Origin of the sequence: Pseudoalteromonas sp. APAL1 (assembly GCF_021532475.1) — a bacterium.
In the GTDB taxonomy this organism is placed as follows: Bacteria; Pseudomonadota; Gammaproteobacteria; order Enterobacterales; family Alteromonadaceae; genus Pseudoalteromonas; species Pseudoalteromonas lipolytica_C.
Genome location: NZ_JAKGAW010000001.1, coordinates 147,749 through 171,988, shown reverse-complemented (window position 1 = coordinate 171,988; position 24,240 = coordinate 147,749). Strand labels below are relative to the sequence as shown.

The following is a 24,240-nucleotide window of genomic DNA, read 5'->3' as shown; positions in this document are numbered from 1 at the left end:
CATCATGTTAGCCACGCTCAGATCAATTGCTGAGGCAGTGTCGCAACAGGCGGACTTAAACAGTGCGCTAGCGTGTTTTGTGCAAATGGTAAAAGATGCCATGCAAACACAGTGCTGCTCGATTTATTTTGCAGATTACAGTCAAGACAACTTTGTATTGATGGCCACCCAAGGCCTCAACCCAGATGCGGTTGGAAAGTTTCGTATAGGCTTTACTGAAGGTCTCGTTGGGCTTGTTGCGCAGCGTGAAGAGCCCATCAATATTGCTTTTGCAAAGTCACATCCTCGCTTTAAACTCTCGCCAGAAGTTAATGAAGAAGGCTATAACGCGTTTTTATCAGTGCCTGTCGTGCACCAAAAAAAGGTTTTAGGCGTTATTGTAGTTCAGCAAAAATTAGCGCGAGTTTTTAGCCCTGACGAAGAGTCATTTTTAATTACGCTTTCGGCACAACTTGCTTCTCAGCTAGCCCATGCAGAAATAAAAGAGTTACTAAGGCTAGATGATTTTGCCCATCAGACTTCGGTACTTAAAGGAGTATCGAGTGCACCAGGCATAGCGATAGGCGAAGCCTTCGTGGTGATCCCAAAGCTAGATTTTACGTCTATCGAATTACAAAAAGACGATGACATCAGCGCTCAGCGTAAGTTATTCACTCAAGCTGTTGCTGCGACGCGTAACGAGTTTAACACCTTATCGATGACACTTAGCGATTCAATACCTCAAGAAGCGCTTGCTGTATTTGATGTGTACCAACAATTACTTGATGCCAAAAGTCTAGGACAAAATGTTGAAGCCCAGCTTCAACAGGGGTGGAGTGCTAAAAGTGCACTTAAAATTGTAATCGAAAAGCTTGTTTCACAGTTTAATGCCATGCAAGACCCATACATCAAAGAACGTGCCGTTGATGTTAAGGATATCGGCTTGCGGGTTTTACATCACTTAGTGAATACCGAACATGCAGCAAAGCCTTACCCTAAAGATACTATTTTAATTGCTAGTACGCTGACACCAGCAATGCTTGCAGAAGTGCCAAAAGGGCATTTAGCAGGGGTGGTGAGTGTGAACGGGGCTGCGAACAGCCATGCTTCAATTTTAACCCGCGCGATGGGGATCCCAGCTATTTGGGGTATTGAAGATGTGCCGTTATTGCAGTTTGAAGGCAAACCAATGATTTTAGACGCCTATGCGGGGCGTTTATATATTTCTCCTTCGCAAGTGTTACACGAAGAATATAGCCAACTTAAATACCAAGAAACGCTATTAAATGATCGCTTTTTTGCAGAGCAAAGTTTAGAAGCTGTAACGCGTGATGGTGAGCACATTAGCTTACTACTAAATGCTGGCCTTGAGTTAAACACTGAGCATGATAATAAACCTTTCTGCGACGGTGTCGGGCTTTATCGTACTGAAGCTTGGTTTATGCAAAAAGGCCAGTTTCCTTCCCAATCTGATCAAGAAACTTGGTACCGCGAAGTACTAACCAGCTATCACCCGAACCCTGTGGTGATGCGTACTTTAGATATTGGTGGCGATAAAGTATTAGACTACTTCAACATAACAGAAGAAAACCCGTTTTTAGGTTGGCGCGGTATACGCGTTACTCTTGATCACCCTGAACTTTTTTTAGATCAACTTAGAGCCATGTTAAAAGCGAATATTGGTTTAGGTAATTTAAAAATAATGCTGCCGATGATCAGCGGTTCAGAAGAAGTTGATGAATCATTAAAGTTGCTTGAACAAGCATACTTTGAATTAAGTGAGCAATATCCAGAGCAAGCTATTGAACGCCCAGAAGTCGGGGTGATGCTTGAGGTTCCTTCAAGTGTATTTATGCTCGAAGAGTGGTCACAAAAAGTCGATTTTTGCTCAGTGGGTAGTAATGATTTAACCCAATATATGCTCGCAGTTGACCGTTCTAATGCTCGCGTTGCCGAGTTGTTTAATCCATACCATCCTAGTGTGCTGCGGGTGTTGTTAAAAATTGCCCAAGAGTGTCATCAACATGAACTGCCATTTAGTTTATGTGGTGAGCTAGGCGGCGACCCAGAAGGCGCATTACTGCTCATTGCTATGGGTTATCGAAGCTTGAGTATGAACTATTCATCAATTAGTAAAATTAAGTTTGTGCTCAGACGTTTAAATGTCAGTGATATGGAAAAGTTACTTGCAGAGTGTTTAATGCAGCCAACGGCAAAACACGTACTTAGATTAACGCGCAACTTCATGATAGAGCATCAACTGGGGGAATTATTTTACACCCCAAGCCAAGGGCAATCATGACGTCAAATTGTGCTGTGAAACGCCCAAAGGGTTGGTTTAAAAGCGATTTATACTGCGTTATTGATTTTAACAATAGAACCACTATTACTTGCAATCAATGCCTTGCCTAAATCGCTTTTAATTCCAACTGAAACTCGCATCTTGAGGTGGTTTGGGTATATATATTAGTTTAGTATATGTATATAACAAACTGAATATTTGAGTGTGCTATGCATGACGTAATACTTTTAATGGTGTACTGCGCAATTTTAGGAAGCGTAGTGGGGTTTTTAGCCGGGTTGCTTGGGATTGGCGGTGGACTAATTATTGTTCCTGTTCTTAGTGCGCTGCTAGTGTCATTTAACGTTGCTGATCCAAGTCATGTTTTAGTCATTGCCATTGCAACATCGTTAGCTTCCATTATTTTTACTTCAACTTCTTCAGCCCTTGCTCATCATCGCAATGCTAATGTGCCTTGGCAAATTGCCCCTTGGGTGATGACTGGGGTTGGGCTTGGCGCATTGATCAGTGGCTTTGCAGCAAGCTTTATTCCTGAACAATTATTACGTTTTGTATTTGCTGGCAGCGTGGTGTTTATTGCGCTCAGAATGGTGTTATCAACCCGAGCTAAAGCGGCTAGTGAAAAACCATTACCTTCAGGCCCCATTTTAGGCTTTTTATGTGCCATAATGGGGGCTTTATCAGGACTTATTGGTATTGGTGGTGGTGCTTTAATTGTGCCGTTACTGCATTATTTTTCTGTTGATATAAAAAAGGCCATTGGTTGTGCTGCTGCATGTGGTATTGTCATTGCGCTGTTTGGTTCAGTGGGCTATGTCTCTGCTGGATGGCAATTAACATCATTCAGTGATGGATTTGCTGGGTTTGTATATTTACCTGCTTTAGTGGGGATTGTGGTTACCTCGTCGCTGATTGCACCAATAGGTGCTAAAGCAACGCATTACTTGCCAGTGGCAACAATAAAAAAAGTATTTGCGCTCTTACTTGTCATAATTGCGCTTAAAATGGTGTTCAGTTAAAGGTTTTTATTTATATGGCTCTTCAATTTCCAGATATCGATCCGGTTATTTTTTCGGTAGGCCCGCTCAGCGTACGTTGGTACGGTTTAATGTATTTAATTGGTTTTGCTTTGGCAATGTGGCTTGCTAATCGCCAAGCAGAAAAGCCAAACTCAGGTTGGACAAAAGAACAAGTAAGTGACCTGCTATTTTACGGCATGCTCGGGGTAATACTCGGTGGTCGTGTTGGCTATGTATTGTTTTATCAGTTTAGTTATTTTATTGAAAACCCGCTTTATTTATTCAGAATTGACCAAGGCGGCATGTCTTTCCATGGTGGTACGCTAGGTGTTATTACAGCAATAGCTATATTTGCGTGGACACGTAAAAAGTCATTGTTTGAAGTAGGCGATTTTGTTGTACCTTTAGTGCCGCTTGGCCTACTTGCAGGGCGTATAGGTAACTTTATCAATGGTGAATTATGGGGCCGAGTAACTGATGTGCCATGGGCGTTTATCTTCCCTACAGGTGGTCCAGAGCCTCGTCATCCATCACAATTATACGAAGCTTTTTTAGAAGGGTTAGTGCTGTTTTTAATCTTACAATGGTTTATTAAAAAGCCACGTCCAGCGGGCAGTGTTGCTGGGGTGTTCTTACTTGGTTATGGTGTGTTTAGATTTATTGTTGAATACTTCCGTGAGCCAGATGCTCATTTAGGTTTATTCGCAGGCGTTATTTCAATGGGACAAATCTTATCATTGCCAATGGTCATCGGTGGCCTTGGTTTGTTAATATGGGCCTATAAAAAGCCGCAACACAGCGTGGCAAGCAAAGCATAACAAGAGCTAATCAATGAAACAGTATTTAGATTTATGTCAACGCATCGTTGATGAAGGTGTGTGGGTTGAAAATAAGCGCACTGGCACCAAATGTTTAACCGTTATTAATGCCGATCTTGAGTATGATGTGGCAAACAATAAGTTTCCACTGATCACTACACGCAAGAGCTTTTATAAGGCTGCAATCGCAGAGTTACTTGGTTACTTGCGTGGTTACGATAGCGCTGCACAGTTTCGTGAAATTGGCTGCATGACTTGGAATGCAAACGCTAACGAGAATAAGGCTTGGCTCGAAAACCCCCATCGTCGCGGCGAAGACGACATGGGTCGTGTATATGGTGTGCAAGGCCGTAGTTGGCAACGCCCTGATGGCAGCCACCTTGATCAGCTAAAAAAGGTTATTGATAACTTATCAAAAGGTATTGATGATCGCGGTGAGATCATCACTTTTTATAACCCTGGTGAGTTTGAGCTGGGCTGTTTACGCCCTTGCATGCACACTCATACCTTTTCTTTGTTGGGTGATACTCTATACTTAACATCATATCAACGCAGCTGTGATGTGCCGCTAGGCTTAAACTTTAATCAAATACAATGTTTTGTGTTACTTGCTTTAGTTGCACAAATCACAGGGCACAAACCGGGCAAGGCATACCATAAAATTGCTAATGCGCATATTTACGAAAATCAACTGGAGTTGATGCGTGATGTGCAGCTTAAGCGTGAGCCTTTCGCGTCGCCAGAATTAAAAATAAACCCAAATATTAAATCACTAGAAGACATTGAAACCTGGGTTACAAAAGACGATTTTGAAGTAGTAGGTTATCAGTGTCACGATGCAATTAAGTATCCGTTTTCAGTGTAAGAACAATAAAATTTAAGGAGAAATCAATGAAAGCTGTGATCCCAGTTGCTGGCCTTGGCACGCGAATGTTACCTGCAACGAAAGCGATTCCAAAAGAAATGTTGCCTATTGTCGACCGTCCTTTGATCCAATACGTAGTGAATGAAGCGATTTCGGCTGGTATTAAAGAAATTGTTTTAGTTACCCATTCAAGTAAAAACTCAATTGAAAACCATTTTGACACGAGCTTCGAGTTAGAAGCGACTCTTGAGAAGCGTGTTAAACGCCAATTACTTGCTGAGGTACAATCAATTTGCCCTAAAGATGTAACCATCATTCATGTTCGTCAGGGTGAAGCGAAAGGGCTAGGTCATGCTATCAACTGTGCAGCTCCGATTATTGGTAATGAACCATTTGTGGTTATTTTACCTGATGTGATCATTGATGATGTAGCAAGCGATCTTAAAAAAGACAACTTAGCAGAGATGATCCAACGCTTTGAAAAAACAGGTGAGAGCCAAATTATGGTCGAGCCTGTGCCAAAAAACGAAGTAGACAAATTTGGTGTTGTTGACCTAGGCGATGCAAAAATTCAGCAAGGCGAAAGTGCAGCTATTTTAAACATGGTTGAGAAACCGCCAGTTGATCAGGCTCCTTCAAACCTTGCGGTTGTTGGCCGTTACGTATTAAGCAAAAATATTTGGCCACTACTTGCAAAAACTCCAGCAGGTGCCGGCGATGAAATTCAATTAACTGACGCTATTGCTATGTTGATGGAAAAAGAAATTGTTGATGCTTATTCAATGAAAGGCAAAAGCCATGACTGTGGTAGCAAGATTGGCTACTTAAAAGCAATTGTTGAATTTGCGCTTCGCAGAGAAGAATTTAAAGATGAATTAAGCGACTTTATTAAATCGCTTGTTAAATAGTTAAGCTATCTAATTAAAAATAATAAAAAAAGTGCCTATACGGCACTTTTTTTATGTTTATTTACCTTCCTAATTTTTTGTTCATTATGCAAATAATGACTTTTCTGATATACCTTTGTCCTAACACATTGTTATGATTGAATGTAATTAAAATGTTTCATTGCATATTGATTGATAATTTATTCTACTCAAGTGTTGAAACCTAGCTCATTGCATTATTTGCCATTTTAGGACGTAGACTTGAAGTGGATATTTTTTCATGGCCGCTTTTTGAAACGCTAAATAAAAAACAATGTGTTAGTATTTTTATTTGATACCTAAAATGATCTTATTCGCCTTGGTGTACAGGTAAGTGCTAACAGCGAGTCTTCTTGAATGAGAAGAAATTTTTTATGGTATGTTTAAGAACTCTGATTATGAAATGTTGTGTGAAGCCTTTACGTTACAGTATATGCCTAGTGGCGTGTTTGACTGTGTCAGGTTGCAATAATACGACAACCTCTTTTCTTTCCCCTAAACAATGGCCTTTATTGCACCTTGTGCAATTGTTGAGTCAAAATATTATAAAAGTAGATAGCTCTCCCTCTTTAGTTAACCAACACGCAGCGCTTGAAACAGTTTCTGCTGGTTCATTGAATAGCACGTTAATTGAGCAACCGTTTAAACATGAATATGCCTTTGCTGTACAACTTGCATCGGTTCAATCAAAGCCATTACTCGCTTATTCTGTTAAAAAAATGACCAAGCGTGCCCCCAATATTTTTCAAGGTGAGCCTATTTTAAATATTGAAACCGCTACTGTTGATCAACACACGTTTTATCGTCTTAAATATGGTGGTTACAAGTATTTTAAAAACGCACAAGCAGACTGCGAAGCCATAAAACGTCAAGGGATCGATTGCTTCGTAAGCAAGTACACGGATAATCGCGTTTACTTTTAATGTAATTCTTTTTAATTGGGTTGGCATTTTGTTTGCTAGAATTTATACCTATTTTTTAGAGTTGACGTTTACATGATTTTTTTTACTTTTCTTAGGCATTTGTTCATTATCTTAAGTTTATCAACTTTGGCAGCGTGTATGATGACGCAAGAGCAAGATGAGCCTGTTTACACTAAGCAGCAAGTGCAACCTGAGCTCGCTACTGACAGTAATCAAGCTGCAGGTGTGCAGCTGGGGCTATATTTGTCAGTGAATAAAGTGAGTCATCAAGTATTGAAGCTAAAACGTGATTATCCTAATGCTTTACAAGGGCTTAGTTTTCGCTTTAAACAGCGTGATCAAAAGGGAGTCACTTTGTATGCGCTGCGTGCAGGACCATTTAAAAACTACAGCCAGGCCAGCGCTTTTTGTGAGATTGCTAAAAAAATGGGTCAGTCATGTGTAACTGCAACATTTGTTGGGGAGATGCTTTAACTATTGCTTTTTGTATTAAATAATAATCGCAGCTACTTTGCTCTTCATAATTACCAGCCTCACATACTCGGCCTGAGTAGCGATTATAAACAGCAAGCAGACCTATCATTAAAAGGCTTATTCGCTTAGATAAATACCAACCCGAAATACAGAAACCACTTAAAGGGATAAGCCTGAAGCTAGCTGCGTTAAAAATTACTTATTTACGATTGTATGGATGCAGAGGGTAGGGCAATGCAGGAGCAACTGCCAGGAACAGCTAAATAACCAAACTGGTATCAGAGTTTCTCGTTTCTAGACTATCAAAGTAAATCTCGCCAATAATAATAGTTAGGCATAATTATTGCTTTAAATTTGTCATGTTGAAAGAGGATGGCAAATATGCGTCTGTTAGTTTATTTCGTTTTTTTAGTGTTGGTGGGTTGTAGCTTAACCGAAGAGCAACAAAAAACGCCCCCTAGAGAAACGCCAAAATCACCGATGGCTCCTTATACAGTGCATCAATATGTTACTGATTTAAGTAGTCAGTTAAGTCGTATTCAAGGCCCTTACAAAGGTAATGCGCGCATTGCTGTTACGAGCTTTTACATGGCAGATGGCCTGGGGACTAAGTTGGCGCAAGACCAAGGCAGTGGCTTGAGTCAGCAAATTCAAGAGAGCTTACTTACGCAATTTACCCAGCTAGGCTTTCATACTATCGAATATCGACTAGAAAATACTTTAAATTTGCAGCCAACGGCCGATAGTGTACTTAGTCGCGATATAAAAACCTTACGCCAACGTCAGAATATTGACTTTGTTATTACCGGCACACTTACCCGGCAACAACATGCCTATATAGTGAATGCTCGACTCGTCAATACAAAAGATCAGCGTGTTGTATCTGCGGCAAGTACAGAGATCCCGATAAACGTTATGTGGGGAGCTGAAAAAGTACAGCAGCGTAATGGTCAGTTGTATCGAAGCGAATATTAAGAGGAATTCAATTAATGAAACGTTTAATTTTAAGTATGTGTTTGCCTATGGGATTTGGTTGCTCTTCGATGCTTGCTAGTGATACACCTGAACAGCACGATGAACCGCAGCTAATGGCTCAACGAGAAGTGGCTGCACCGCATAGTAACGACAGCGTATTTCAAACTAATCAAGCCGTGTTAAACAACAGTAGTTTTACCGCAGCGCCAACTCGTAAAAATATCAATCATTATGTACGTGGCATCATGCAAGACTTAGTTGAAAACTTGCAATATGTGAACGATAAAACTCCCATTGCTGTTTCAAGCTTTGTGTATCTTGATGCTGACTACAACTCAACCACGTTACTAGGTAACCAGCTCGCTGAAAGTTTTATTCACGAACTGCATACCTTTGGTGTACCTGTTGTCGATTTCAAAACGACCGATTATATGCGTGTAACGCCTAGTGGTGATTATGTATTTAGCCGAGATTATTTAGAGCTTAACCAAGACCAAAACTTTAATTATGTGCTAGCCGGCACCTTAGTTAACCATCAAAGCGGGGTACTGGTGAATGCTCGTATCGTTGGTTTGGCAAGTAAAGCCGTGGTGGGATCTGCACAAGGATTTATTCCGCAATCTGTGGTCGATGCCTTAGATAGCACCAATCGTAGCGACGGAATAATGCTAAAACAAGCAAGTGAGTAAGGTATGAAAGGTATTTTATTAGCATTCATATTATTAGCGCTGTCAGGTTGCCAATTACTTGCTGAGCAAGGTGAGGCAAATCAAAGCACGGCTAACACCACATCATCACAAGCTGACTACGTTGCTATGTTGCAAGAGCTCGAGCAAAAAGAGTCGCAACAAACTAACGAAAATCACCGCTTATTTGTGCCTTATCAGCATCATAAAACGTTGGTTAATTATGTTGAGCAAATGGCACTTGAATTAGTTGATACAATGCAGCAAGAAAGTGAGTTAGGTATTGCAATAACGACGTTTGTCGATCTTGATACAAGCTTAAAAAGCAGCTCGCAACTTGGCAATCAAATCGCCGAGTCTATGATGTATCAACTACAAAAGTTTGGTTATGGGGTTGTTGATTTTAAAGCGATGGATGTAATTAACGTAACCGCCCGCGGTGATTTTGTTATGTCGCGTGACGTAGAAGAGCTTGCTGAGCGCCGTATCGCTAGCCATGTGTTAGCAGGCACACTAATCTACCGAACCAATGGTGTAGAAGTAAATGCCCGAGTAGTGAATTTAAATTCCAAACTCGTTGTTGCTAGCGCGCAAAAAGTGATCCCGTACTTTGTACTCAAAAATGAGTCGATTCAATTAGCAACAGCCAAACTAAATTAGCAGCTTATTAATACCAATCGGTAAAGTACCTTACCGATTGGTACAAATGCTTGATTCAAAAAGCCTTAGCCCGTTATAATTTTAGCTACAAGCTACAAGCTACAAGCTACAAGCTACAAGCTACAAGCTACAAGCTACAAGCTACAAGCTACAAGCTACAAGCTACAAGCTTTACCTCAGCTTTTGAGTGGCCTCTTAGTTAAATGGATATAACGGCCCCCTCCTAAGGGGCAGTTACAGGTTCGATTCCTGTAGGGGCTACCAATAAAATCAATAGTTTACTGGTTGTTGCCTGTCGTTTTTTATTTTGGTGTAGCATATTTGTAGCGATTTTTAAATTTCACCTTTAATAAAATAGGTTCCTAATCTCATCATCTTCGCTATCTTCATCATCTATATCTTCATCATCTATATCTTCATCTTCATCCTCAAACTCCAAATCAAGTGTGCCTTGATTTTCATCAATCACATGTCTTACAGTATTTTCAAGAGTGTTAAGGATTTCATCTATTAAGCTTTCAGAATAACTGTCAATATCAAAACATGATAAGATGTCATCTTCATGTATATTGATGTCGTATTCATTACAAATATCTAAAACAATTTTTTCTACTTCATCATATATTTCTGCAGTTACGCTTTCTTCATCAACTTCATCAAACTGATTGTAATGATCAATGATGTCATCATTAATAAAGTCATCTGAACTTATTTCTGACTTTAACTTTTCTTCGAGGTTACTACTCCAGTATTCTATAGCCTTGTATTCAATTTCTTTATCTAAATGCCAATCTGTTGTATTTGAGTTGTAGAAGAATGAAAAATCAGCAAGTTCATCATGGTCATCTAATAAATCTAGATGTTCTTTACTCAACTTTTCAAAATCAAATTCTTTTGAGTGTTTAAATTTTTTAGTTATTTCAAGTATTTCGCTTATTTGCTTGTATTGGGTTATTGTGCTTGTATTCTCTATTATCTTGTCAAGCAGTAGGCTTTCAGAACAATTATTTTTTTCACTGTTAGCATTCTTCAGCGCATAAATGCTTAGTGTTATGGTTTCTTTATCAAACTTTATTTTATCTTTTAAGTTCTCTACTAGTTTTTTAAAAAATAAATGTTTGTTTATATACTTATTTTTCTCTCTCTTTAATTCCATATTGTTTGGGAGCGTGTATATGTCAAGTAAGCTACCCATACTTACAATTAAACTAGCGAGTTCTGATGGTGACTCGTTAATTAGTTTAGGGATCAGGAAGTCTGCTATTGATGGGTTAAGTAGTTTTATGTATCTATTGCAATTATATGAGTCTATTGAAATGCTTATAAAGGATTCATTCATAACTTTTAATGAGTCGAAGAATTCCTGTGATTTTATATTGTTATTTTTTAAAGTTAGATCGTAAATTTTTTCTTGGTTTGTTCTTTCTTTAGTAAATATAACCGAATATAGAATCTCTCTTTGTATATCATTTAAATTGTTTTTTATTGGTTTTTCCCAAACTTTAGATGGGTTGTTTAAGGCGGCTAAAGAAAAATTTTTAAAAGATGTGTGTTTGGAAGCGTTGAAATTATCTTTGTTTAATATGTGTTCGATAAGTCTAGGGTTATAATTTCTGTGATCAATAATTTTCAAATAAAAATCTTGATTTGTGAAATCTTCAATTTCAATTGTACACTCACCAGTTTCTTTTATAGTACTCATTGTATTGAAGAAGTATGAGCTAAGTATTTTAGCTTTTTCTATTCTTGATAGATCTGAAACGTCAATTAATTCTTCATTTGAAATGAAAGTTGAGCTGTCATAGTCATCTGAAATATTTTTAGCCTGATTTAAAATAGATACTCTAGACGTTAGTATCAGCTTTTTGTTTGCTGATTTTCTTATCCTATCGATGATTTCTTTTAATTTTCTATCGTCACTGTTCCTTACCTCAGATAGGTAATTTCTTCCTAAAAAGTCATCGAATAAAAATATTTGCTTTAGTTTGCTTTTGTATGCTCTGTTAAAGTCATTAATACAATCAATGTATATAAATTCATAGTTGCTTTTATTTCTTTTTTCTTCTTCAACAATTAGTTCATGAACTAAAACCCTCGATAATGTGGTTTTTCCTACACCAGGTGCACCTGTAATTATTATACAGTTGTTCTGATCTAGTTTGTTTTTTGAACTATAGTAATTGCGGGTTCTAACGTATGTTTTAATTGACTTTTTTATTTCCTCCAATTCAAACTGTGTCTGATTGTGTAGGTCGGAATTAATCATTTCATTAAGTATGTTAGTACTACTAAACCAAAGTTTATAGTGGTTTGCTTCTATGGAAGGGTTTTCAGAAATTAATTTGTTTATCTTGCCCCTATCAAGTAAATCATCCTCTTTCAAATATGGTTTAAAATCATTTATTAGTTGTTTTACTTGATCAACCGTTAAATCATTTGAAACAGATAAGATATAACGCTTAGGTTTTAGCTTTTTTATTTTTGGTAGTTCATCATTTCTTAGTCTAGAGATCAATACTGAGTTTTTAGTGTTCTCCCAGTGCTTAGACTGAACTACAGTTAATTGATTTTTATCAATAAGCCAACCATCAATTCCTTTATCTCTTCCTGTCGCAAAGCTCCTCACATCTACCTTTAGCTTGGCGCCTACTAAATCATTTGAGAGATATTCAAAATCTCTAGGGCTTAATGTGTGAAACTTATAATCATGCATTAACTTTTTCCTTTATTCGTAACTTTTATGATTTTTTTGCACATGAATCACATTAAGTCAATTAGGCTCAATGTTTTAAACTTGTTTTACTACATAAATTATAATTAATTAGTACAGTTATTTACAGAACTCCAAGTAAGAGCTTTCTTTCCATTCTGGCAAGTGGGTAGCTAAAGGTTGTTTTTGAAGTTTGGTAGAGGATTTGAACTACCTAAAGCTCGTTTTATAGCTTTAGGTCTTCTGAAAAGCATCAAAACAATGCTTTGAATATGACTTGGTAGCTAAAGCTCATAATAGGGCTTTAGCTATTTAAAGTAATGTTGTTATGCTTTTTCTAAACGCCATTGGTAGAAGCGAGTAACAAAGGTTTTACCCGCAAACCAAATACCTTTTACTTTTTGGATTAACTCACCATCATAATAGCTTAGTGAGCATTCGCCTGTTTCTTCATTCACGTTAACATCGTAATGAAGCTTTATAGGTCTATCCTTGTTTTTGATATATATGTTAAACCCACACAACCTTTGTTATGCGTTTAAACTTTAGTTAGTAATTGATATAAAGCTTATTTTAATGAGAGTGCTCTTATTTTAGCTTATTGTTAAATGTTAGAAATAAAGTTAATCTATTAATAAGTAAGGGTAATTTAGTTTTTTATAAGCCTACATAGCCATACTTATAAACATTAAGTTTTCAAGGAATTCTTTAAAAGGAAAATAAGATGAAGAAAGTTTTAGGAATAGCGTTTTTTGCTGGTACTATTTTGGTGGCAGGTTGTTCGAGCAGCCCTAGCCCTTGGGGAGATATGCCTTATCAAGAGAGTCAAGCTTGGTCTAGCATTGGAGTATCGCCAAGCAGTGCTCTAGAGTTTAGAAGAAATGGCTTTGCGCCTATGGACGTAAAACAATGGATTCAATATGGAATAGATTCGCCTCTAACTATTATAAATTGGCATCGTGCGGGTTTTACCGCTGAGCAGGCATCTAAGTGGTTACGAAAAGGTTTAACTTTAAGAGAAGCTATTGATCTCACTAGTTAAATCTCGCTTGTTATTTTAATTTTACTGTTATTGTTTTTCTTTTATTTTAACAATTTAGTTAACTGTAGCAGCTACCTGTTTTGACGCTAAGTGAGTATACCTTAGCGTCAATTTAAAACTCATATTGACCCTAAACTCGCCAAAACTAGGTAGCTTACATAGTGAAGGACTAATAGGTGCAAACTAAAGCTATTTAACCCTCCACTAAATATATCTTGAATTGCTAGGTTTTTGGCTACCAAGTTTCTTCAGCAGCCCCAATTAAATTAACCAGCTACTTTTTCAAGCTCACCTGTGCGCCACGGTTCAATGATGATTTTGATATGGTCATTTGGTTTAAATAAGGTATCAAACGCACCTTGTACGCCGTCTATGCCGACTTTACCAGTGCGCATTTTTTGCCATGCGATCTTGCCTGACGCGATGTTCTCAAGTGATTGTGCAAACTCTTCTGGCTGGTAGTAATAAGAGAAAATAAGGTCTAACTCTTTCACTGTGGCATAGGCAAAGTTAACGTTAAGTGGCGCGGTATGTACACCTGTTACAACGATTTTTGCTTTTGCTGGCGCACGTAAAATGTAGTCGTTTAATAAGCGGCTTACACCTGCACATTCAAAAATAACCACTTTATTATTGTCTGCAAGGGCTGCTGCTTTGGCTACTTCATCGTCTAGGGTCGGGTTGACATATTCAGTCGCACCAAACTCAAGAGCGACGTGTTTTTTACTCTCTTGTGGGTCTGAGGCAATAATATGTTTAACACCTTGTAATCTAAGTGCTGCAATTGCGGCAAGGCCAATTGGGCCACAACCAACCACGATTGCTATGTCGTCATTACTCATTTGTGCGCGGTTTACCGCATGCAAGCCAACAGCAAGGGGTTCTGTAATGGCTGCGGCTTCCGATGGGACTGCATCAGGAATAGGTAATAACAAAGCTTCATCAACGATAAAGTATTCAGAATAGGCACCATACAGCCCTGGGGTTACACCTACGCCAGCACCGCCCGCAGAGAGTAAGATTGGCACTGAGGTTACACGGGTGCCTTTAGCAAGTTCGCCTTTGGTATTTGGGCCGTAGCTGACGATTTCTGCCGCATACTCGTGACCTAGTAATACTTCTTGGTCATCACCTGCATCGTTTGCCATGATGCCCAAGTTTTTATAGATATCAAATACATCACTGGTATGGCGGGTGATATGAATATCTGAACCGCAAATACCGCAAGCAAGGCTTTTTACGAGTACTTGGCCTGGTCCTGGTGTTGGAATATCAATTTGTTTTACATGCAGTTTACCATTTTGCATGGCTACAGAGTTCATTTGGGTCATTTGTGTGTCCTCGATCAATCACGAAGAAGTTTCTTCGTTTCGATCTCTAGACTAAAGTAAAGTGACTGGTGATATCTTGACTTTTTACGCCAAAAATACAACAAATTGCGACAATGCTGTTTATAAATTCTTCATTTATGATTTTTTAAAACAAAAAGATCATGAGTATTTATTGGTATCTTGGTACGAATTTAAAACGAGTAAGCCTTTAATCGTCGATAGAATTGAAGTTAAAACCCTAAATTAACCATCAGGGTTTTAACTTTGACATTTTCAAGGCTTAGCCGAAATAGGCTGTATTGAGGTATAAATGAGTAAATACACCAGCAAAGTAACCCAGTAAAATGACAGGCGACCATTTTAAGTGGCTATTAAATGTGTAAATCCCTCGTGCTTGTCCCATTAGTGCAACACCCGCGGCTGAACCTATCGATAGTAAACTACCGCCAATCCCAGCTGTTAGGGTGATCAAAAGCCATTGACCATGAGACATCTCTGGCATCATTTGAAGAACAGCAAACATCACAGGAATGTTATCTACTACCGCTGACATCAAGCCTAATATAATATTTGCGCCAGTTGCAGACCAATTCGTATAAAGTAAATCAGAAAGCAGTGCTAAATAGCCTATAAACCCTAAACCACCGACGCAAATAACAATACCGTAGAAGAACAATAATGTATCCCACTCAGCACGTGATACCCGGCTAAATACATCAAAAGGAACAACGTTACCTAGGCGAGACAAGCGCTCTTTATCTCCTTCACGCTCTGCCATCGCGCGTTTTCTGGCAAGCGAGCCGGGCAGGGTGACTCGTAAAAAGTAACCAAAAAATTGTAAGTAACCTAAACCCATCATCATGCCTACAACAGGAGGTAAGCCAAAGGCTGTTTTTAGTACTACGGCAGTTAAAATTGTTAATAAAAACAGGCATAAGATTCGTAGTGCACCGCGTTTTAATTCAATATCTTCGTCGACAGTATCAGGGTGTTTATTATTGATGAATAAAGACATTACCGCTGCAGGAATGATATAGCTTACAAGTGCAGGTAAAAACAATACAAAAAACTCTGTAAATTCAACAACGTCAGCTTGCCAAACCATTAGCGTGGTAATGTCTCCAAACGGGCTGAATGCACCGCCGGCATTGGCTGCTATCACAATATTAATGCATGACATGGCGATAAAGCGGTTATCATTTGCGGCAACTTTCATTACGACTGCACACAATAGTAGCGCTGTTGTGAGGTTATCGGCGATGGGTGAAATACAAAAAGCCAGTACGCCACTGATCCAAAATAATTGTTTATAACTAAAGCCTCTGGCGATCAGCCAACAACGTAGGCCATCAAACAGTCTGCGCTCTTCTAAGGCATTAATATAGGTCATGGCGACCAATAGAAATAGCATCAGTTCAGAGAACTCTAGCAAGGCATGGCGAAATGCATCTGTGCTCAAGTCTGACATATTGTAAGCACTGTATTGCCAAGCAATTAATGTCCAAATGATACCAGCAGCAACAAGAACGGGTTTTGACTTACGTAGATGGATTTTTTCTTCAAGGATAACCAGTACATAAGCAAAGATAAAAATGACAAGGCAGATAATACCAACAGGGTGGGTGAGTAGATCGATAGTACCGGTTGACGCAGCATGAGCTTGGCCAGCGAAACTTAGCAAGGACAGGATCAATCCTTGTAGTAGTTTTTTCATTGTATGTTCCAATTAATTCATTTTAATTTCGTTACGGGTTGTGTGCATGTAGCTGCAGACATTTTAGATTCATTCTTTTGGTTATGTAACAAATTAGTAACTAAGAAGTTAGTATTTTGAATATAAATATGGATGATGGCGAGAGCAGACCAGTTGCTTAATCTATATATTAATCAATAGGTTGTGGTGGTTTTAATTGAAAAGGGCTGCATAGTGCAGCCCTAACTTGAAAATTATGCAAAGTGTTTCTCTAAATCGTCAGAACCACCTATATGCTCACCACCTATAAATACTTGTGGTACCGTTTCACGGCCTGAAATGGCTTTTAAACTCGTTAATGAAGCATGTTTACCTATAATAATTTCTTCGTAAACATAACCTTTGCTGTCTAACAATGCCTTAGCTTTTGTGCAAAATGGGCAGTTAGGTTTAGTAATAATGCTCACTGGCTCAGGCTTTACTTGAGCTGGGTTAATATATTCAAGCATTGTATCAGCGTCAGATACCTCAAATGGGTCGCCTGGCTTTTGTGGCTCAATGAACATTTTTTCAATAACGCCATCTTTCACTAGCATCGAGTAGCGCCAGCTACGCTTGCCAAATCCTAAGTCGTTTTTGTCGACTAGCATACCCATGCCATCAGTAAATTCGCCGTTGCCATCTGGTAATAGGGTGATGTTTTGCGCTTCTTGATTTTGTGCCCAAGCATTCATTACAAAGGTATCATTTACTGATATACACACAATGTCATCAACACCATTTTGCTTAAACACACCTGCAAGTTCATTGTAACGTGGCAAGTGAGTTGATGAGCAAGTTGGTGTAAATGCACCGGGTAATGCAAATAGCACAACCGTTTTACCTTTAAAAATTTCATCAGTAGTTACTGACTTCCATTGCTCGTCTACACGGGTTGCGAATGTAACGTTTGGTACTTTTTGACCTTCAATATTGTTTAGCATTGTTTTAATTCCTCTTGATTTGTTGAGTGCTATTATGTCGTCCATATCTTAATAGTTCCAATCGTTTGTTTTTATCGTTATGATAGTTAAAAACTATTGATGAGTTTGCGATGAATTTAAAAGATTTTGAATATGTAAAAGCGGTGGCGCAGTTTAAACACTTTCGTAAAGCCGCAGATGCTTGTTATGTCAGTCAGCCAACTCTCAGTGGACAAATTAAAAAGCTTGAACAAGAGCTTGGAGTGACAATATTTGATCGCTCTACTAAACAAGTCACTTTAACAGCGCAAGGAACGCGTTTACTTAGTCAAATTTCTCTTATCCTTGAACAAACCAAGGTGCTTAAAGAGTTGGCGGCAAGCTCTCACGATCCACTCAAGGGGAAGGTTAATGTTGGTATTATTCCTACCATCGCGCCTTATTTATTGCCGACCTTGTTAACTTCAATGAAGCAGGCCTTCAACGAAACACAATTTTCATTCATTGAAATGCAAACCGCACAAATACTGACAGCACTCGATGCCGGCGATATTGATATTGCGATTGTCGCTGATGTGCCAGATTTAGCGAGCTATCATATTTCGTCTTTGTATAAAGAAGATTTTTTAGTGGCAGTGTCTGAACAACACCCACTTGCAAGCCGAACAGAGGTGGCACTGCGTGAGTTAAACGAATGCGATATTTTAATGCTAAACGAGGGGCATTGCTTTAAAGAGCAAGCTGAACAGTTCTGTTTTTCGGCAGGAGTTGAAGTGTCTAATCAGTACAAAGGTAATAGCATCGAAACTTTACTTGCGCTGGTGGCGATGAATGACGGCATTACCTTTGTACCAAAACTAGCATGTACAGCACGTGCTGGAATAAATTACCTTACGATGAAACCAAACCAGCAACGCCATGTGGTTATTGCAACGCGTAAGCATTACCCACATATTGCTGGAGTAGAGTTGTTAGCGCAATGGCTAAGCCACCATGAAGGTTTAAAAGCTCATTTGCTCTTTTCCAGCTAGTTCAACAATATCGTTAATCTGAATATTTGGCAGTGGCTGTTGGTCAATGCTTATTGCAACCGCAGACTGCTGATAAAGCTGTGTAACTTTTAACTGGTTTAACGTGGTTATCTTATGGGGCAACTTGTTACCTTGCGCATCGGTTAAGTAATTATGATGTGCAATATTTAGTATTTGCCCTTGTTCAAGACCATGCGCTTTACCAAGATTAATGATTAGCCTATCGTTTTCAATATGTAGAATTTTACCTTGAGTAGGCAAGCAAGCCATAACTGCTTGCAAGTCATAGGTCAATGTTTGGTTTATGTCGGTAATGGCTTTGCCATAATCGGTTGCCCAAAATCGGTCGCTGTAAACATCGATAATTTCGGTTTTTTTGTATGGCCAAATCCCTTCTGTTTGATAGCTTTTTTGCCAAAGTTTTTCGTATGTCGTGCCATCAAATAACACATAGTCAACTTTGTATGCACGCTTAAAACTATCGTCTTGCCAAAAAGCATAGTCGTTATTGATTTTATGGTTGACCGATAAGTCGCGAATACGACTTAACAATACATATTGCGAATTGCTGCGGCTGGTGATCTCTTCAAGTAATGCATTACTGTAGTCATATTGCTGTGTAAAGAAATGATCGACTCTAAGCGGCAAATTATAATAAGCCGTGGGTTTAGCTGCCATTTGAGTGTTCTCTAAGCTGGTATACAGGTGCTCACTAATCGCTTTGTTTACGTCAAAAATTTGGCCCATACGAGCTTGTTCACGATTAGCCAACTGGCTTTGTGTAACTGCAATAAATTTAGTGTATTGATTTGCTGGGCACTCTTCAGCTTGTGGGAAAATATCTAAACGCAGGGTAATGGCATAGGTGTCGTTATGGCGGTTTTCGCTGATCAATTCAATTTTTTGTATTTCACCATGACTACTGATCTTTAGTTGATCTTGTGTCAAAACCCCGTCAACTAAGGTTTGTACAGAGGAAACTCGAGCGCCAGAGAATACTAAAGCTTGCGTTATCGCATCTTTTATTGCGGCTGATTTTGCTTGACTAGTATCACCATTTTTGACCGTAGCATGCCCTGTAGACTCAAACCATTGAGCTAAACTATTGTTTGAAAAAACAATTGCACTGACTAAACCAAGCCATTTTATATTTGCCATAATTTTAACTTTCATGCTGACACCTAGCATTGATACTCATAGATTACAGGTAAATGAGCAAGGACTGTACCAGATGTGGCATTAAACGTGCATATTTACGAGAAATGAGTTCTAAGCGGAAGCAAATTATGCGAGCACTTTTATTAAGCGGGCTAGTTGCCTGCACAGCATTAACAGGTTGCAGCAGTATTTTCGACAAGCATGTCGAGTATCGCTATGTAGAGCCTGATAATTATCCAGTACTAAAAGCAATAGGTTACGCGCCAATTAGCGCTCAACCAAGTAGCAATGAGTCGCAACGCACCTTACTTGCAATTAAAGCGTCAAAGCTTGAAGCTTACCGTGAACTTGCTGAGCAAGTGTATGGGCAAAAAATTTCCGCAGGCACAACAGTGCAAAACAGTATTGCTCAAAACGATCAATTACAAAGCCAAGTATTAGGTGTCATAAAAGGTGCGCAGGTTATAAAAACTTATGCAGTAGGCGATACCTACGCAACTGAATTACAACTTGATATGAAACGCGTATATGACCTTTATATTGGCGAAATAAAACCACGCGAAGTGAAAAAAGTAACCTATTACTAGGTTACAACATCAGAAATGTATAATCTGCTCTAAAAAATAAAGCGCGATAATTTGGTATTATCGCGCTTTATTTTTGTATTCAATTTAATATCAGTTGCTAGGCTTTTAGGTTATGTACAATTGTTTTGTCGCCTTGAACCACACTGCCGCCTTGATCGTAGGTCATCGATGAAGGCGAACCGATTAAGATATCTTTAAGTTGTTTAACACTTAGTTGGGCTTGATGCGCAGCATGAGCGTTAACATCGTTTTTCTTTTTACATTCAGCAAGTAGGCTGTTCACTTGCTTAATAAGAGCAGTAACGTCGTCATCTTTAGAATCATTATTGACTGATAGTTTCTGCACTTCTTTGTCGATAGTTTGAATTTGTTGCAGCAAAGAGATTTTCTGTTGGGCAATACTTTTTAACCCTTCGCCACGTTTCGATGCGATTGCATTGAGTTCATCATCTAAAAGCGCAGCAATAGACTCCAAGCAAGAAACTTGTTGTGTTAGTTTACTGGCAATTAAATGATTATGATTAGCCATAGACATCAAACTCAAATGCGGCGATGTTCTTCGCTAGTTTTTCAGCATCAATTTGGTATTTACCTTCACTAATTGCTTTTTTTAGCTCGGCAACTTTGTTACTGTCAAAACCAGACGATTGCTCTGCTTTTTCTTGCAAAGATTTAAGCTGTTTAGCTTGAGGTGTTAAGCTTACAGAATCTACACTTGCTTTTGGCGCAGCTGACTTAGCTTCAGCAGCGTTAGCATTATCTTTTTGTAAATCAAGCTTTTTTTGCTTGGTATTTGTCAACACAGAGGTTTGTTGTTGACCATTATTGACATTGCTTACCATAATATTTGACCTATACATTACCCAACATATGCCTTTATATCGGCAGGCACAGCGGATACTTTAGCATAAATATAAAAAATTAAATATTTACCTGAACAGACTCGACACCATCCACACGTGCATTTAATACTTTACCTGATTTTTTGTTTTTTACACGCACTAATTCGTCTAACGTACCATCTTCAAGGGCAATGCCTGTCGTTTTAATTCTAAGGCCTCGTAGTGAAGCGTAAATAGTCACGTTGTCGCCTTTACAAACCATGCAAACCTGACTCATTACAATTGGTGTACCGTCACGCAAATTGCGCTTAATTCGACTGCCAATAAGTATAGACTCATCTTGCACATATTGCGTTCTAACAAACTGTTTTGGTTTCATTTCAAGACGTAAATGTTCAGCCCTGATCACTTCACCACGACTTAAATGAGTTGTCACAACAACCACAGGCTCAAGCTCAATGATGCGCACGTGTACGTATTGGGTCCAACTATTTATATCTTCGCACTTAAGTTGTACAGTTACCTGCCGATTAAAAGGAGGTGTTGTTGGTACTTCTTTACTTAAAGGTGATTCGCACACTCTGTCGGGTATGCGGCTATCAAGCGGCAATGCACTCACTTGTGGTGTACTTTCTAGATCAGTAAGCTGCTCACTAACAAAATCGATAGCGATCTGTTGAAGCTGCTCGTTTTTATATACTTCTGCATGCACTTGTGTAATGGACAACAAGCTAGCAAGGAAATAAAAAACACTGTATCTTCGGCTTTTTTTTAACAAACTCATATTGTTTCGACTATGCTTATGGTTGAAAACAAGGTATAAATATTTTGCGTCAAAAAACAGACGCTTTGTAACCTTATGTAGCTTTAACACAAAGAAAGCAATTATTGTTCCGGCTCTGATTGTTTATCTTTAGGAGATTGAAATGGCAGGCATTTTAGACTCAGTGAACCAGCGCACGCAGTTGGTTGGGCAAAACCGCCTTGAATTACTATTATTCAAACTCAGAGGGCGACAACGCTTTGGTATCAATGTGTTTAAAGTGAGAGAGGTTTTGCAATGCCCACCACTCACAAACATGCCCAAATCTAATGCTTATATACGAGGCGTAGCTCACATTCGCGGTCAGACTATTTCAGTCATTGATTTATCAATGGCCGTTGGCGGTCCTGCTATCGAAAATATCAAAGACAGTTTTATTATCATTGCCGAATACAACCGCTCTGTGCAGGGGTTTTTGGTTGGCGGTGTTGAACGTATCGTTAATATGAATTGGGAAAAAATAATGCCTCCACCATCAGGTGCGGGTCGTTATTCTTACCTAACTGCGGTCACCGAAATCGAAAACGAGCTGGTTGAAATTCTAGACGTAGAAAAAATCTTGAATGAAATTTGCCCTGTGAATACAGAAGTAAGTGCAGAAGTAGTGGGTGATGGTGAAATCCAGCGAGACTTAGGCGAACGTATTGTCTTTATAGCAGACGACTCTGCTGTTGCGCGAAACCAAGTTAAACGAGCGCTTGAGCCATTAGGTGTACAAACTGAACTCGCTAAAAATGGTAAAGAGGCTTTATTACGGTTACGTGAGATTGCAAAACTCGATTGCCAAAACGATATTACTGAACGCGTAGGGTTATTAATTTCAGATGTTGAAATGCCTGAAATGGATGGTTATACCCTTACGGCAGAGATAAAAGCGGATCCAAAATTATCACCTTTGCATGTGATCTTACACACTTCTTTAAGCGGTGTATTTAACCAAGCAATGATCCAAAAAGTAGGTGCAGATGATTTTATTGCAAAATTTAACCCTGACGAATTAGCAACGGCTGTTAAAAAGTGGGTTCATTGTGATTAATTATTTATAGGTGGTATTACTTTGGAAAATAAGCACTTACAACAAAGCGAATACGATCAATTTCGCTCTTTTCTAGAGCAACAGTGTGGCATTGTGTTAGGCGACAATAAGCTTTACCTAGTGAAAAGTCGTCTTGCGCCATTAATGGTGCGCTTTAATGTTGAGTCTTTATCGCAGTTAGTTAGTAAAACGCTCAGTCCACATGAAAGACAGCTTCGTGCTGCTGTTGTGGATGCCATGACGACGAATGAAACCTTATGGTTTCGTGATCAATACCCATTTGAATTGCTCAAAACAAAGCTGTTTCCTGAGTTGAAAGATGTGCGTAGGCCACTAAAAATCTGGTCAGCGGCAAGTTCATCAGGCCAAGAGCCGTACTCAATTGCTATGTCGGTTGCTGAGTTTCAGGCGAAAAACCCTGGCGTACTTAAAATGGGCGCGCAGATTATCGGCACTGATATATCTAATACCATGCTTGATATGTGTAAAAATGCTGAATATGACTCGTTGGCACTGGCCCGTGGTTTATCAATTGAAAGACGGCAAAAGTTTTTTAAAGACAGCGGCAATGGCATGGCGCAGGTGATTGATCCAATCAAAAAAATGGTGAGCTTTAGGCATTTGAATTTATTAGATTCTTACGCCTTAATGGGCAAGTTTGATATCATTTTTTGCCGCAATGTACTGATCTACTTCTCTCCAGAGGTAAAAGCAAAAATTATCTCTCAATTTGCTCAGGCCCTTAATCCAAAAGGGTATTTATTTTTAGGGGCATCTGAATCTATGGCTGGCTTAAGTGATAGCTTCGAGATGGTTCGTTGTAACCCAGGTATTATCTACCAGAAAAAGTAACCTCTTCTTAGCAACCTAGCTCTTAGGTTGCTAAATTATTTATTATTCAAAAGCTTACCGTGCTTTATCTATCTAGTTAATTTTGGCTTGCCTTTTGCATCTGCACCAGCGGAGTCAATTTTTTGGAGATGGTTATGGCTATCAGTTTTGATAAAGCATTTGGTGTGCACCCGCATGCAATGTTGATCCGTTCACAACGCGCTGAGTTATTAGCGACAAACATCGCTAATGCTGATACGCCGGGCTACAAAGCAAAAGATATCGATTTTGCGGCGGCTCTAAAAGCGGCAAAAAGCAACCAGCAAGGCGGCAATAACATGGTACGAACTGACGCAAAACACCTTGCCGGTGGAAGTCGGTTTGTTGGTAACGCAGAAATGTTTCGTACGCCAAATCAAGCAGATACAGGTGATGGTAACTCAGTTGATATACAAGTGGAACGAAACTTGTATGTACAGAACTCATTAGAGTATCAGGCAAGCCTGCAATTTATGAGTAGTAAAATTAAAGGCCTTAAAAAAGCCCTCGGTAGTCAAGGAGCTTAAT

At 39.0% G+C, this 24,240-nt stretch carries 25 protein-coding genes and 1 tRNA gene; 17 read left to right on the top strand and 9 right to left on the bottom strand.

Going from position 1 to position 24,240, the window contains the following annotated elements:
- Window positions 1-4 precede the first annotated feature (4 nt).
- The 11 genes from ptsP (at window position 5) to L1264_RS00765 (ending at window position 9,891) form a co-directional block, all read left to right on the top strand.
- On the top strand, window positions 5-2,281 hold the full coding sequence (gene ptsP, locus L1264_RS00815) for a phosphoenolpyruvate--protein phosphotransferase (protein ID WP_138557319.1): 2,277 nt from the start codon (window positions 5-7) through the stop codon (window positions 2,279-2,281).
- A gap of 209 nt (window positions 2,282-2,490) precedes the next feature.
- Window positions 2,491-3,300, top strand: coding sequence for a sulfite exporter TauE/SafE family protein (locus L1264_RS00810; RefSeq protein ID WP_135923800.1), 810 nt, complete (start codon window positions 2,491-2,493; stop codon window positions 3,298-3,300).
- 14 nt (window positions 3,301-3,314) lie between these two features.
- On the top strand, window positions 3,315-4,118 hold the full coding sequence (gene lgt, locus L1264_RS00805; protein ID WP_199527927.1) for a prolipoprotein diacylglyceryl transferase: 804 nt from the start codon (window positions 3,315-3,317) through the stop codon (window positions 4,116-4,118).
- Between the two features lie 13 nt (window positions 4,119-4,131).
- On the top strand, window positions 4,132-4,983 hold the full coding sequence (locus L1264_RS00800) for a thymidylate synthase (RefSeq protein WP_135923801.1): 852 nt from the start codon (window positions 4,132-4,134) through the stop codon (window positions 4,981-4,983).
- Between the two features lie 26 nt (window positions 4,984-5,009).
- Window positions 5,010-5,891: a UTP--glucose-1-phosphate uridylyltransferase GalU gene (gene galU / locus L1264_RS00795; protein ID WP_135923802.1), complete on the top strand. Its 882-nt coding sequence runs from the start codon at window positions 5,010-5,012 to the stop codon at window positions 5,889-5,891.
- 548 nt (window positions 5,892-6,439) lie between these two features.
- Window positions 6,440-6,832 carry an SPOR domain-containing protein gene (locus L1264_RS00790; RefSeq protein WP_235403569.1) on the top strand — a complete coding sequence of 131 codons (393 nt, stop codon included), beginning with the start codon at window positions 6,440-6,442 and terminating at the stop codon, window positions 6,830-6,832.
- Between the two features lie 138 nt (window positions 6,833-6,970).
- Window positions 6,971-7,306 carry an SPOR domain-containing protein gene (locus tag L1264_RS00785; protein WP_199527925.1) on the top strand — a complete coding sequence of 112 codons (336 nt, stop codon included), beginning with the start codon at window positions 6,971-6,973 and terminating at the stop codon, window positions 7,304-7,306.
- Window positions 7,307-7,687: 381 nt separating this feature from the next.
- Window positions 7,688-8,281 (top strand): FlgO family outer membrane protein, encoded by a 594-nt coding sequence (locus L1264_RS00780; protein ID WP_138558642.1) that lies wholly within the window; start codon window positions 7,688-7,690, stop codon window positions 8,279-8,281.
- Window positions 8,282-8,295: 14 nt separating this feature from the next.
- Window positions 8,296-8,970 (top strand): FlgO family outer membrane protein, encoded by a 675-nt coding sequence (locus L1264_RS00775; RefSeq protein ID WP_135923806.1) that lies wholly within the window; start codon window positions 8,296-8,298, stop codon window positions 8,968-8,970.
- 3 nt (window positions 8,971-8,973) lie between these two features.
- Entirely contained in the window at window positions 8,974-9,627 is a 654-nt protein-coding gene (locus tag L1264_RS00770) for a FlgO family outer membrane protein (RefSeq protein ID WP_199527923.1), read from the top strand.
- Window positions 9,628-9,816: 189 nt separating this feature from the next.
- Window positions 9,817-9,891: transfer RNA gene (locus tag L1264_RS00765), tRNA-Arg, on the top strand.
- An 82-nt stretch (window positions 9,892-9,973) separates the two neighbouring features.
- Here the strand turns inward: L1264_RS00765 and L1264_RS00760 are convergent.
- Both L1264_RS00760 and L1264_RS21415 read right to left on the bottom strand, forming a co-directional pair.
- Window positions 9,974-12,340, bottom strand: a complete 2,367-nt coding sequence (locus L1264_RS00760; protein WP_199527922.1) for a restriction endonuclease — start codon at window positions 12,338-12,340, stop codon at window positions 9,974-9,976.
- A gap of 323 nt (window positions 12,341-12,663) precedes the next feature.
- Complete coding sequence (locus tag L1264_RS21415; protein WP_268833779.1) at window positions 12,664-12,795, bottom strand: hypothetical protein; 132 nt, start codon at window positions 12,793-12,795, stop codon at window positions 12,664-12,666.
- A gap of 266 nt (window positions 12,796-13,061) precedes the next feature.
- Here L1264_RS21415 and L1264_RS00755 point away from each other — a divergent pair, with 266 nt between their 5' ends.
- On the top strand, window positions 13,062-13,379 hold the full coding sequence (locus L1264_RS00755; protein ID WP_167657905.1) for a hypothetical protein: 318 nt from the start codon (window positions 13,062-13,064) through the stop codon (window positions 13,377-13,379).
- A 266-nt stretch (window positions 13,380-13,645) separates the two neighbouring features.
- Here L1264_RS00755 and L1264_RS00750 read toward each other — a convergent pair whose 3' ends face one another.
- From L1264_RS00750 to L1264_RS00740, 3 genes are all read right to left on the bottom strand, one after another.
- On the bottom strand, window positions 13,646-14,710 hold the full coding sequence (locus L1264_RS00750) for a zinc-binding dehydrogenase (protein WP_199527921.1): 1,065 nt from the start codon (window positions 14,708-14,710) through the stop codon (window positions 13,646-13,648).
- Window positions 14,711-14,990: 280 nt separating this feature from the next.
- Window positions 14,991-16,424 (bottom strand): sodium:proton antiporter NhaD, encoded by a 1,434-nt coding sequence (gene nhaD, locus L1264_RS00745; RefSeq protein WP_235403568.1) that lies wholly within the window; start codon window positions 16,422-16,424, stop codon window positions 14,991-14,993.
- A 233-nt stretch (window positions 16,425-16,657) separates the two neighbouring features.
- Entirely contained in the window at window positions 16,658-17,386 is a 729-nt protein-coding gene (locus tag L1264_RS00740) for a glutathione peroxidase (protein ID WP_199527919.1), read from the bottom strand.
- Window positions 17,387-17,496: 110 nt separating this feature from the next.
- Here L1264_RS00740 and L1264_RS00735 point away from each other — a divergent pair, with 110 nt between their 5' ends.
- Complete coding sequence (locus L1264_RS00735; protein WP_235382555.1) at window positions 17,497-18,396, top strand: LysR substrate-binding domain-containing protein; 900 nt, start codon at window positions 17,497-17,499, stop codon at window positions 18,394-18,396.
- On the opposite strand, the gene L1264_RS00730 is transcribed toward L1264_RS00735, so the two are convergent.
- Window positions 18,367-19,569 (bottom strand): flagellar assembly protein FlgT, encoded by a 1,203-nt coding sequence (locus L1264_RS00730; protein WP_135923813.1) that lies wholly within the window; start codon window positions 19,567-19,569, stop codon window positions 18,367-18,369. The two genes, L1264_RS00735 and L1264_RS00730, sit on opposite strands and share 30 nt — an antisense overlap.
- Window positions 19,570-19,682: 113 nt before the next feature.
- Between L1264_RS00730 and L1264_RS00725 the strand changes: the two genes are divergently transcribed.
- Entirely contained in the window at window positions 19,683-20,141 is a 459-nt protein-coding gene (locus L1264_RS00725; protein ID WP_199527917.1) for an LPP20 family lipoprotein, read from the top strand.
- Between the two features lie 97 nt (window positions 20,142-20,238).
- Here the strand turns inward: L1264_RS00725 and flgN are convergent, their stop codons facing one another.
- The 3 genes from flgN to flgA form a co-directional block, all read right to left on the bottom strand.
- Window positions 20,239-20,670, bottom strand: a complete 432-nt coding sequence (gene flgN / locus L1264_RS00720; protein WP_135923815.1) for a flagellar protein FlgN — start codon at window positions 20,668-20,670, stop codon at window positions 20,239-20,241.
- On the bottom strand, window positions 20,663-20,983 hold the full coding sequence (gene flgM / locus L1264_RS00715) for a flagellar biosynthesis anti-sigma factor FlgM (RefSeq protein ID WP_199527930.1): 321 nt from the start codon (window positions 20,981-20,983) through the stop codon (window positions 20,663-20,665). Before flgM ends, flgN begins: the two co-directional genes overlap by 8 nt.
- A gap of 79 nt (window positions 20,984-21,062) precedes the next feature.
- Window positions 21,063-21,767: a flagellar basal body P-ring formation chaperone FlgA gene (flgA, locus tag L1264_RS00710; protein ID WP_135923816.1), complete on the bottom strand. Its 705-nt coding sequence runs from the start codon at window positions 21,765-21,767 to the stop codon at window positions 21,063-21,065.
- A gap of 142 nt (window positions 21,768-21,909) precedes the next feature.
- On the opposite strand from flgA, the gene L1264_RS00705 reads away from it, so the two are divergent.
- The 3 genes from L1264_RS00705 (at window position 21,910) to flgB (ending at window position 24,239) form a co-directional block, all read left to right on the top strand.
- On the top strand, window positions 21,910-22,842 hold the full coding sequence (locus L1264_RS00705; protein WP_135923817.1) for a chemotaxis protein: 933 nt from the start codon (window positions 21,910-21,912) through the stop codon (window positions 22,840-22,842).
- A 21-nt stretch (window positions 22,843-22,863) separates the two neighbouring features.
- Window positions 22,864-23,694, top strand: coding sequence for a CheR family methyltransferase (locus L1264_RS00700; RefSeq protein ID WP_135923818.1), 831 nt, complete (start codon window positions 22,864-22,866; stop codon window positions 23,692-23,694).
- A gap of 134 nt (window positions 23,695-23,828) precedes the next feature.
- Window positions 23,829-24,239, top strand: coding sequence for a flagellar basal body rod protein FlgB (gene flgB / locus L1264_RS00695; protein ID WP_135923819.1), 411 nt, complete (start codon window positions 23,829-23,831; stop codon window positions 24,237-24,239).
- Window position 24,240 lies beyond the last annotated feature (1 nt).

Excerpts from the sequence above, each read along its gene's own strand:
- ptsP (WP_138557319.1), top strand. The coding sequence starts at position 5 with ATGTTAGCCACGCTCAGATCAATTGCTGAGGCAGTGTCGCAACAGGCG.
- L1264_RS00810 (WP_135923800.1), top strand. The coding sequence starts at position 2,491 with ATGCATGACGTAATACTTTTAATGGTGTACTGCGCAATTTTAGGAAGC.
- lgt (WP_199527927.1), top strand. The coding sequence starts at position 3,315 with ATGGCTCTTCAATTTCCAGATATCGATCCGGTTATTTTTTCGGTAGGC.
- L1264_RS00800 (WP_135923801.1), top strand. The coding sequence starts at position 4,132 with ATGAAACAGTATTTAGATTTATGTCAACGCATCGTTGATGAAGGTGTG.
- galU (WP_135923802.1), top strand. The coding sequence starts at position 5,010 with ATGAAAGCTGTGATCCCAGTTGCTGGCCTTGGCACGCGAATGTTACCT.
- L1264_RS00785 (WP_199527925.1), top strand. The coding sequence starts at position 6,971 with ATGATGACGCAAGAGCAAGATGAGCCTGTTTACACTAAGCAGCAAGTG.
- L1264_RS00780 (WP_138558642.1), top strand. The coding sequence starts at position 7,688 with ATGCGTCTGTTAGTTTATTTCGTTTTTTTAGTGTTGGTGGGTTGTAGC.
- L1264_RS00775 (WP_135923806.1), top strand. The coding sequence starts at position 8,296 with ATGAAACGTTTAATTTTAAGTATGTGTTTGCCTATGGGATTTGGTTGC.
- L1264_RS00770 (WP_199527923.1), top strand. The coding sequence starts at position 8,974 with ATGAAAGGTATTTTATTAGCATTCATATTATTAGCGCTGTCAGGTTGC.
- L1264_RS00760 (WP_199527922.1), bottom strand. The coding sequence starts at position 12,340 with ATGCATGATTATAAGTTTCACACATTAAGCCCTAGAGATTTTGAATAT.
- L1264_RS00755 (WP_167657905.1), top strand. The coding sequence starts at position 13,062 with ATGAAGAAAGTTTTAGGAATAGCGTTTTTTGCTGGTACTATTTTGGTG.
- L1264_RS00750 (WP_199527921.1), bottom strand. The coding sequence starts at position 14,710 with ATGACCCAAATGAACTCTGTAGCCATGCAAAATGGTAAACTGCATGTA.
- nhaD (WP_235403568.1), bottom strand. The coding sequence starts at position 16,424 with ATGAAAAAACTACTACAAGGATTGATCCTGTCCTTGCTAAGTTTCGCT.
- L1264_RS00740 (WP_199527919.1), bottom strand. The coding sequence starts at position 17,386 with ATGCTAAACAATATTGAAGGTCAAAAAGTACCAAACGTTACATTCGCA.
- L1264_RS00735 (WP_235382555.1), top strand. The coding sequence starts at position 17,497 with ATGAATTTAAAAGATTTTGAATATGTAAAAGCGGTGGCGCAGTTTAAA.
- L1264_RS00730 (WP_135923813.1), bottom strand. The coding sequence starts at position 19,569 with ATGAAAGTTAAAATTATGGCAAATATAAAATGGCTTGGTTTAGTCAGT.
- L1264_RS00725 (WP_199527917.1), top strand. The coding sequence starts at position 19,683 with ATGCGAGCACTTTTATTAAGCGGGCTAGTTGCCTGCACAGCATTAACA.
- flgN (WP_135923815.1), bottom strand. The coding sequence starts at position 20,670 with ATGGCTAATCATAATCATTTAATTGCCAGTAAACTAACACAACAAGTT.
- flgM (WP_199527930.1), bottom strand. The coding sequence starts at position 20,983 with ATGGTAAGCAATGTCAATAATGGTCAACAACAAACCTCTGTGTTGACA.
- flgA (WP_135923816.1), bottom strand. The coding sequence starts at position 21,767 with ATGAGTTTGTTAAAAAAAAGCCGAAGATACAGTGTTTTTTATTTCCTT.
- L1264_RS00705 (WP_135923817.1), top strand. The coding sequence starts at position 21,910 with ATGGCAGGCATTTTAGACTCAGTGAACCAGCGCACGCAGTTGGTTGGG.
- flgB (WP_135923819.1), top strand. The coding sequence starts at position 23,829 with ATGGCTATCAGTTTTGATAAAGCATTTGGTGTGCACCCGCATGCAATG.